Origin of the sequence: Lysobacter changpingensis, from assembly GCF_017308985.1 — a bacterium.
In the GTDB taxonomy this organism is placed as follows: Bacteria; Pseudomonadota; Gammaproteobacteria; order Xanthomonadales; family Xanthomonadaceae; genus Lysobacter_J; species Lysobacter_J changpingensis.
Genome location: NZ_JADWPE010000002.1, coordinates 1,163,691 through 1,171,793 on the forward strand (window position 1 = coordinate 1,163,691; position 8,103 = coordinate 1,171,793).

The following is an 8,103-nucleotide window of genomic DNA, read 5'->3' on the forward strand; positions in this document are numbered from 1 at the left end:
CCAATCCCCGCACCGGGGGTTGCACTACCCGCGAGATCGCCGCTGGGTAGGAAACTGCAGGGAGATCTCTTGAAGACGCGCACAGATCTGCTTGGCGCGATCGAAATGATCGACGCAGCAATGCTGCGTGCAGCAAATGAAACATCCGACACCCCGCAGCATTGGAACGCTTGGAATCTCGCAGTGTCCGGGGTGCCGCAGATGGATGAGGTTCCGAGCGACCTCGGCTACTGGTGGCAGAATCAGCTATTGGATGCTAGCAGTCGCGCATTCGAGAACAAGGAATTGCGGCGGCGCTATCACAACGGTGATTTTGATGCAGGGGGGCTGTCTAGCGAGGGCGTGGTCTGGAACAACGGCCCCTGCGCATACCGTGGCCGCGAGATCCGTGTCGAGCTTCGCAGGGAGACCTTAGGGGCATCCTGGACCGCGGCAGTGACCATATCCAATCGGCATGAGCTGAGGATTAGCGCGCGAATGTTCTTAGCGGGACTACCTAGTTCTGTAATGGGCGCGATCGGCGCATACGCGTTGGTCCTGGAAGAGGCGCGCCACAACATTGATCGCATGGACACTCCAATCAGTTGACCACCAACGTCGGCAACGATCAGCACGCTGCGTAAACACGCTCACCACGCCCTCGAAGGACTCCAAACCAGTGCCCGGCAAGCTTCAGTTCACGGCCCCGACGGAGATCGTAGAACCCCGGCGACTATCCGCCTCGGGCAAGAAGCGAAGGTTCTGAGGGCATTCCTAGGCCGCCAACGGAAGCTTCCGCACCCTACGATTAGGTTGCCGCAGGCACAGGATCGCATGCACCTTAAATGGAAGGACCGAACGGCGGGAGCCGGGCGCTGGTATTCACACCGGAGATGGCAGAGCCAATGTTGGTCGCCTGCCTTTGGAATCACTCACCGGCTTACGAGGGCGCGCCCACCCTGTACCCGTTCGCCGGCCTCACCGATGAACCAGAGCTGGAGGTCTGAGACACGCTGCAGAACCTTAGTGCGCGTTCGAGGTCACTCAAATCGTAGGGCTTTCGAACGTGCCACTTTCGCGATAATCCTGCAGGCATATCGCTGCGGGCGTAACCGCTCGTCATGGCGTACGGGACATTTCGCTCGTCCAAGAGCTGTGCGATGCCGGTGCTTTTCTGACCTGCGACATCGAAATCCAGGAGGGCTGCGTCAATGAGCTCCTCGTTGCGAATTAAGGTTCCGGCCTCATCAATGGTTGAGGCAAGGACCGTTGTGTGGCCAAGGTGCGACAACGCATTGGCGACGCACGAAGCGAGATCCTTGTTGTCTTCTACAAGCAGTACATTCACCTAACCGACCTCATCACGTAGTTCTTAGGGAGTCGCACACCCTCATATACGTGCGGGGCTGTGACGGGAGCGAAGACCAGCTCATCAATTCTGCCGCTCATGCTCCGATGCCGAACCGTGTTCTCCACGATTGTAGTTTCAGCTCGGCGCGATGGGCCTCCTCGGCGACCCGCCGCCATACCGCCATCGCCTCTTGATCCGGTGATGCGACTCACAAGTCGTGCCAAGGACCAGGCCGCCCGCGGGAGCTCAGCCCGTTCCGCAAGCTTCAGCCAGGCCGCACCCGGATTCCTCTTCCCTTGTCACCAGCTTTGGACGGCGGGCGCTCCGACGTGAAGAGCCTCCGCGAGCCGGGTGTCGGACTCGTGCCGTATCAGCGCACGTTAGACCCAGGAGGTCATTGATGCACACTCTTCTTCCGTACGAGGCCTCGCTCATGCCCGTATGCGCCGAGATCCAGTGGACCAGCAGCGGCCATGCTGTATCCCCGCCAGTGGAGTGGTAAGAGTCTTGTTCTAGGCCGCTCTCGAAGCGCGGCTCACACTCTGAAGATGAGGGCACAGAAGAACGGCGAGGGAAGCCCCCGCCGTTCTCGTTGACACCCGTTGGCGGTTACTGCTTGGTCGGCATGTTGACCTTGTCGATACCATGGATCAGACCATTGCTCGACCCGATGTCGGCAGAGGTGACCAGCGCTCCATCAATGCTGAGCTGGTCGTCCTTCAAGATGATCGGGGCCGACTGGCCGTTGACGGTCCGAGCCGCTTCCCACTTGCCAACGTCGGCCGTGGTCTTGCGGCCGCTGACAACGTGGTAGTTCAGCACCGAGACGAGTTCTTCCTTGTTCTCGGGCTTGAACAGGCTTTCCAGCTTGCCAGCCGGAAGCTTCTCAAATGCCGCATCGGTCGGTGCAAACACCGTGAAGGGGCCCGCCCCGCGCAGGGTTTCGGTCATGCCCGCGCGATCAAGCGCCTTGCCAAAAGTCTTGAAGGACCCATTGGCGGCGGCGGTGTCGACGAGATTCTTGCTGTTGGGAATGTTGGTTACGGTGTTCATACAGGATTGCCTTTTTTATGGTCCGCTTTCTTGCGGATCCAGGGCGGCCGAAGCCAGACCCCGCTGGAAGCGGGGCGAGTGGGGCTCAGTGCGGAGGAGGAGTGGAATTGCAGCGCGGCTGAGTGGCCGTTGCGACGTTGCGTCGCAGTGCACAAGGATCGTGCGCCATTGAGCGTGAGTTAGGCGTGACCTAAAGGTTCATCGCGGAACGGTGCTTGGTTGGCCACGCGCCGCGGCTGCTCTCAACAACCAGGAAAGTGATCACCATGCATGTTGGTGCCGTCTCCAGCATGAACGTTATTGGTAGAAGCCTCAGTCATTCGACGAAATGAGCGCATAGTGCTGCAGGTTGCGAGCATTTAGCGCTCCGTCTCAGTTGTGTTAGCCCCCCAGGCTGTGACCTCGAATCAAAACAGCCAATCTCGGGGCTGAGGAGATCAACCATGAGAACGCTCATCGAAATGTTCGTATCGCAGGTCATACAGGCGATCGGGTCGCTGATGCTGGATCGGCGATCGCAGCTGCCAGACCCCGTTCGCGACGGGTGGCCAACGCTAGCATTCACGCATCCACATTCGAGCCGAATGACTGCAAACCTTCGATCCTCATCATTGCGGCGCAAATCCTTCCGCAAGTTCCTCCATATTGATCGACCCACGCCGTAACGCGGCGCCCGGCCACTGATAGTCTCACGCTGACCGAAAAGAAGGCGGACCGCTTCTTTAAGTCACGAGTTAGTAACAGCCGTTGGCGCACGCTCCAATGGCACTACGGCGCAACGTCGTACTGGCCATCCGGCCGCACAGCACGCCCCGCTCCTACCTTCCCTGAGCTCAAGCGCCCCATGTCGGTCGGGTTGGCTACTCGTTGGCGCTGCGGGCCATTTGCATCACACACCCATCGCCGCCGTGTTACGGGTTCGTTTTCCGACGATGCCGCGGCGACGGCTGAACGGAGATCATCATGAACGGTGCAACTGCCCCGTTGTTCACAGACGTACTAAAGTCGATACCGAGGTTCTTCGGCATCCGACTCGACGCGAGGCCAGCCTACCGAATGGAGGACCTCGTCGGCCCCGTGGAGATCAGGCGCTACGCCCCAGCCTTGTTTGTGCATACCTCTGCGGACGGAAGCCATGACGCGGCGGTGCGTGTCGCACGCGAGAAGCTAGAGGATTACATCTACGGTGACAACGAAGCCTTAGAGAAGATGGAGATGACCTATCCGACGTACCAGGGCGACGACGAGTCCACGATGTTCCCCAGCGCCTTACGCATGCGCGAGAGGCACGGCTGGAGAGTTGCATTCTTCCTCTCCAACAACTTGGCCGCTGGGGAGGCACCGCTACCGGACGATCCGACGGTAAGAGTCCATGAATCGCCGGAAACATTGGTTGCCGTACTTGGATACCGCGGTGCTGACACGGAGGAGAGCCGCACCGCTGCTAAGCGTGACCTAATGCAAGCACTGTCAGGGTCACGGTGGTCGGTAGACGATCAGGTGTACTGGGCAACTTACGACCAGGCGTTTGCTATTCCCTATCTCAAGAAGAATGAAGTTCATGTCCGTGTAGCGAACTCGGAGACGGAGATTGTCGTCTCGGCCAAGGTCGACGAGGCATGCAACAGCGACGGTGCAGCCGCAAACCAAGCCTAACCGCAGTAAGCTCCGGAGAACTGAAATGCAAATCTTCACGAATGAAAAGAGAGATCGAAGTTTCCTACGCCCGGTCACTGAGGACGATTTGGCATTGCAGCGCGCCGAGAACGAAGGGCTGCCCTTCTTGTCGCACCGCGATGAAGCGAGCCATCTCTTCGCCCGCGTGTCGATGAGGCTGCGAAAGGGGCTTAGTCCAGTCGCGGATGGGAACTTGTTGACCCTTGAAGAGCTCCTCGCCGCGGTCAACAAGGTGACGCATAGCGACACACAATTGCGTCAGCAGTGCGCCAACCTGATTGCACTCCTGGCATCGGACATTCGGAATGCGAAGCAATTCTCCTTGGATAGTTGTCTCCGCGCCAGGCCGCTGCGCGATTGGCGCGAGCGCTACAACGGCCTGGAGGTCCTGCGATGACCCTCGCCGAAACCGCATCCTTCTGCGCTAGCGGATGCTGACGCGCTAAGTGCTGGGCTCTCGCGTCACCTGGACGTTGCCGCTGCCGGCCAGACAGCCAGGCTTGCTTTCCCGCAGATGGCAGAGCGCGGCCATTAGCTGACATCTCTTGCGGAACGCCAATCATTCTTCTGCACTGCTTTTACGATCGGCCGGCTACCTTGCCCGCAGGAGGGTCAGATGCCGGCGCCCCTGAACTCGGAGCGAGAAGACCAACGTGACGCCGCGGCGCGGCTCGTGCAGGCGCTCGCTCAGCTCGCCGAACAGCGCGACGCCCTCATCTGGCACCGCCAGAAATCGCGCCAGCTAACAGACCAGTCCGGCAGCCTGGTTAGCGCAAGCCAGTTGCTCCGAGAAAAGATTGAGGAGTCGTGGTGACGCCCGGCTGAGAGTAGGCGGGTCGCGGCAATGCGCCGATCATTGCGTGGCGACGACCAACGGGGTCAGCCACGTCAACTTCCCTGCCGAGCACGCCCCACCCGATAAGCGAGCTCATCGGCGCAGACCTGATCGTCACGTGCCCGTGTCAGGGTAGCCGGCCCCGGAGGGAGAGTCTGTAATGCGTCTTGCCGACTTCATCGAACAAAACGTCTGTCTAATTGCCGATGGGGCGCAGGCGTTTGCCGCAACGCAGGCTCCCCACGGCGTGCACCTAGACGAAACCGCGCTGAGGGATCACATCCCGGAAATTCTGTTGGCCGTAGTTGCAGACCTGCGAACGAAGCAGTCCACCGAGGCACAGCTGCTTGAATCGGAAGGCCGCGTATCTGTACTGGATGGACCTCGGACCCCTGCAAGCACCCACGGCATGTTGAGGGCTAAGGGCGGCTTCGACATCAATCAAATGGTTGCGGAGTACAGAGCTCTAAGAGCTGCAGTGCTTCGACTATGGATTGATGCGCATGAGCCTTCAAAGCAGTCGTTCGACGACATGATCCGATTCAACGAAGCTATCGATCAGGCCATTTCAGAGTCCGTCTCGTATTTTTCGAAGGAAGCAGAGTCTTGGCGCCAGGTGTTCCTCGGCGTTCTCGGACACGATCTCCGCGCGCCCTTGAGTGTCATCGTGACAACTTCGGACCTGCTGTCCCGGATGACGCGCGATGGCCCCTACTCCGAGCAGACGCAACGCATCGTCCGCAGCGGGATGCGCATGAGCAAGCTGCTTGACGACCTTCTTGACTACAGCAGGACCCAACTCGGCGTCGGAGTGCGCATTGTGCGCTCGGAATGCTGCCTCAGTGAGGTTCTTAGCGAAGAAATCGACCTGCTGCGCACAGCACTTCCCGAAGCGACGATCAGGTTCTACAGATCGGGGCCTGTTCGCGGCAGCTTTGACGCCTCACGCATGCGCGAAGTGCTAGCGAATCTAGTTGGCAATGCTTACAAATACGGCGAGGGTGGGTCCGCGATTCTGGTTTCTCTAGCGCGAACTGCCGGGGGCGTTGAACTTGTGGTACGCAATCGCGGCGCCCCACTCCCGTCTTCCTCACTGGACGAACTGTTCAACCCTCTACGACGAGGCCTGCAGCCGGCGACAAGCGGCGAACGTACGAGCCTCGGCCTGGGCCTCTTCATTGTCCGAGAGATCGTGAAGGCGCATAGGGGCGAGGTGGTCGGCGAATCAGCGCGAGGGAAGACCACCTTCACCGTTCGAATTCCGCTCCAAGCTTAACTTTCTCAGCACGTGCTGCCGCGAGCTGGGCAGGCCAGATCCAGGGCCCGCTCAAGGTCATCTATCAGATATGGCTTGCGCAGGTGCGGTTTTCCCACCATCTCAAGCGGCGTATCGGCTCTAGGTTGGCCGCTGGCAACGACAAACGGGATCGATCTCTCATTCAGAACGGATGCCACATCCGCGCTGGTGCCGCCGCCAAGGTCCACATCTAGCACCGCGACATTGGGGCAGGTCACATCGATAAGCTTGAGAGCTTCAACAACCGACGATGCATGGCTTACAGAGTGTCCAAGGACAGCGAGCGCGTCCGCAACGCTCTCCGCGACTTCCTTGTCATCCTCGACGAGTAGAATCTGCATGCCTCTCTGCCCCCAGTGGGACATTCGACGCTCCCACATGCAGTGTGAGCAACTGGTCGAAGTAGCCCTCAGCTTATAGCTCGTTCGTCGAGGAGGCTCTTCACCGTCCTACGAAGCGGTGGAGTACAGACGAACCCATGCCTCCATCCATCAAACTGGCGCCACATGGATCTGGTTATGCTGCGCCACTCAGCATCGCATTCAACGCTGCGATCAGCTGTGGAAAACGATAAGGTTTGGGGAGATATGTTACGCCGTCAGGAAGCGGGGGCAGTTGCCCGCGCGCGTAGCCCGACACAATTAGGACGCGCGCCGACGGGTCGCGCCGGAGCGCCTCTTCAGCGACCTCTATTCCGCTCACCCCGTTGGGCATGCTGACGTCGGTCACTACCCGTCGTAAGTGTCTTCTCGATGTGCTTGCATAGCGACAACTCCGTCCTCCGCCAAGCGTACGCTGAAGCCGGCAAGTCGGAGTCCGTCAGCAACGAGAAGGCGAGCATCCCCCTCATCCTCCACAAACAAGATGCGCATGTACGTTCTCCGGGCCGGCAATCGCGTCACCTGCCCGAAGCAAGCGCACTCTTCCCTATTGCTCACGCTAGAACCAAATCGGTTACGAGCTCGTAGACACGCGCCGGTCTTTGCCCGCCATCGTCTTTTTGAGGCCGTCTGTTGTTCGCGCGATCCCCGTTCAGCTTGACGGCTTTGAAGGCCGCTTTGGGTCGAAAGCGGACGTTATCACCGGCGCGATATGGCGACCAGCAGGCCATCACGGCCCGCTGGCTGCGTCGACCCTAGGCCTCAGTCTGCTCAGCCAGTTCAAGGGCGTCGTCTACCTCGATGCCAAGGTAGCGAACAGTACTCTCCAGCTTTGTGTGGCCTAAGAGCAGTTGAACTGCACGGAGGTTCTTCGTCCGGCGGTAGATTAGTGCCGCCTTCGTACGCCGTAGAGAATGGGTGCCATACGCGCTGCCGTCGAGGCCGACCTCCGAGACCCAACGGTGGACGATACGGCTGTACTGCCGCGTCGACAGATGGGCTACTTGTCGAATGCGGCTCGGGAAAAGAAAGGTGTTGCCGCCAATCCGCTGGGCCGCTAGCCACGCAGCGATAGCGTCTCGCGTCAGACTAGTAATTTCGAAGCAGACCGGACGCCCGGTTTTGCGCTGAAGCACGGTCGCTCGGGTCGCGATGGTCTGGCCGTGGCAGATGTCTTGCACCCGAAGCGAAAGCAGATCGCAGGCTCTAAGCTTCGAGTCGATGGCCAGGTTGAACAGCGCTAGTTCTCGGCAGCTGCCGCGGAGCTGAAGCCTCACCCTAATGGCCCATATGTCGCGGAGCCGGAGCGGTGCTTTCCGGCCAACGATCTTGCCCTTGTTCCAAGGGACGAAGTTGTCGCTCATGTCCATGTCCAACTCCCAGGCGGGAGATCGACGATGCACCTGACTCCAGACGGCAGTCACCTCGGCGCAGATGGTCGTCCCGGTGCTAATGTCCGCTTTCGACCCATAGCGGACATCGGGAAGCGCGATTGCTTCGCGACGGCCACGGGCGAAACGGCGCTGATGCC

Annotated in this window: 8 protein-coding genes; 5 read left to right on the plus strand and 3 right to left on the minus strand. The window is 59.8% G+C overall.

The genetic code is table 11. The annotated features are described in order from the left end of the window. Positions 1–69 precede the first annotated feature (69 nt). Positions 70–588: a hypothetical protein gene (locus tag I4U41_RS06985; RefSeq protein WP_206860357.1), complete on the plus strand. Its 519-nt coding sequence runs from the start codon at positions 70–72 to the stop codon at positions 586–588. 1,351 nt (positions 589–1,939) lie between these two features. Here the strand turns inward: I4U41_RS06985 and I4U41_RS06990 are convergent. Next, positions 1,940–2,383: a fasciclin domain-containing protein gene (locus I4U41_RS06990; RefSeq protein WP_206860358.1), complete on the minus strand. Its 444-nt coding sequence runs from the start codon at positions 2,381–2,383 to the stop codon at positions 1,940–1,942. Positions 2,384–3,346: 963 nt separating this feature from the next. On the opposite strand from I4U41_RS06990, the gene I4U41_RS06995 reads away from it, so the two are divergent. The 4 genes from I4U41_RS06995 (at position 3,347) to I4U41_RS07010 (ending at position 6,171) form a co-directional block, all read left to right on the plus strand. After that, positions 3,347–4,039, plus strand: a complete 693-nt coding sequence (locus tag I4U41_RS06995) for an SOUL family heme-binding protein (RefSeq protein ID WP_206860359.1) — start codon at positions 3,347–3,349, stop codon at positions 4,037–4,039. A gap of 25 nt (positions 4,040–4,064) precedes the next feature. Then, positions 4,065–4,457 (plus strand): hypothetical protein, encoded by a 393-nt coding sequence (locus I4U41_RS07000; RefSeq protein ID WP_206860360.1) that lies wholly within the window; start codon positions 4,065–4,067, stop codon positions 4,455–4,457. A gap of 219 nt (positions 4,458–4,676) precedes the next feature. After that, on the plus strand, positions 4,677–4,874 hold the full coding sequence (locus I4U41_RS07005) for a hypothetical protein (protein ID WP_206860361.1): 198 nt from the start codon (positions 4,677–4,679) through the stop codon (positions 4,872–4,874). 181 nt (positions 4,875–5,055) lie between these two features. Continuing rightward, on the plus strand, positions 5,056–6,171 hold the full coding sequence (locus I4U41_RS07010) for a sensor histidine kinase (RefSeq protein WP_206860362.1): 1,116 nt from the start codon (positions 5,056–5,058) through the stop codon (positions 6,169–6,171). Positions 6,172–6,176: 5 nt separating this feature from the next. On the opposite strand, the gene I4U41_RS07015 is transcribed toward I4U41_RS07010, so the two are convergent. Both I4U41_RS07015 and I4U41_RS07020 read right to left on the minus strand, forming a co-directional pair. Beyond that, positions 6,177–6,533: a response regulator gene (locus I4U41_RS07015; protein ID WP_206860363.1), complete on the minus strand. Its 357-nt coding sequence runs from the start codon at positions 6,531–6,533 to the stop codon at positions 6,177–6,179. A gap of 794 nt (positions 6,534–7,327) precedes the next feature. Beyond that, a partial coding sequence (locus I4U41_RS07020) for a tyrosine-type recombinase/integrase (RefSeq protein WP_320415144.1) occupies positions 7,328–8,103 on the minus strand: 776 nt, incomplete at its 5' end.

Bases quoted from the DNA above. Each gene is read 5' to 3' on its own strand.
- I4U41_RS06990 (WP_206860358.1), bottom strand. From the start codon at position 2,383: ATGAACACCGTAACCAACATTCCCAACAGCAAGAATCTCGTCGACACC.
- I4U41_RS06995 (WP_206860359.1), top strand. From the start codon at position 3,347: ATGAACGGTGCAACTGCCCCGTTGTTCACAGACGTACTAAAGTCGATA.
- I4U41_RS07000 (WP_206860360.1), top strand. From the start codon at position 4,065: ATGCAAATCTTCACGAATGAAAAGAGAGATCGAAGTTTCCTACGCCCG.
- I4U41_RS07005 (WP_206860361.1), top strand. From the start codon at position 4,677: ATGCCGGCGCCCCTGAACTCGGAGCGAGAAGACCAACGTGACGCCGCG.
- I4U41_RS07010 (WP_206860362.1), top strand. From the start codon at position 5,056: ATGCGTCTTGCCGACTTCATCGAACAAAACGTCTGTCTAATTGCCGAT.
- I4U41_RS07015 (WP_206860363.1), bottom strand. From the start codon at position 6,533: ATGCAGATTCTACTCGTCGAGGATGACAAGGAAGTCGCGGAGAGCGTT.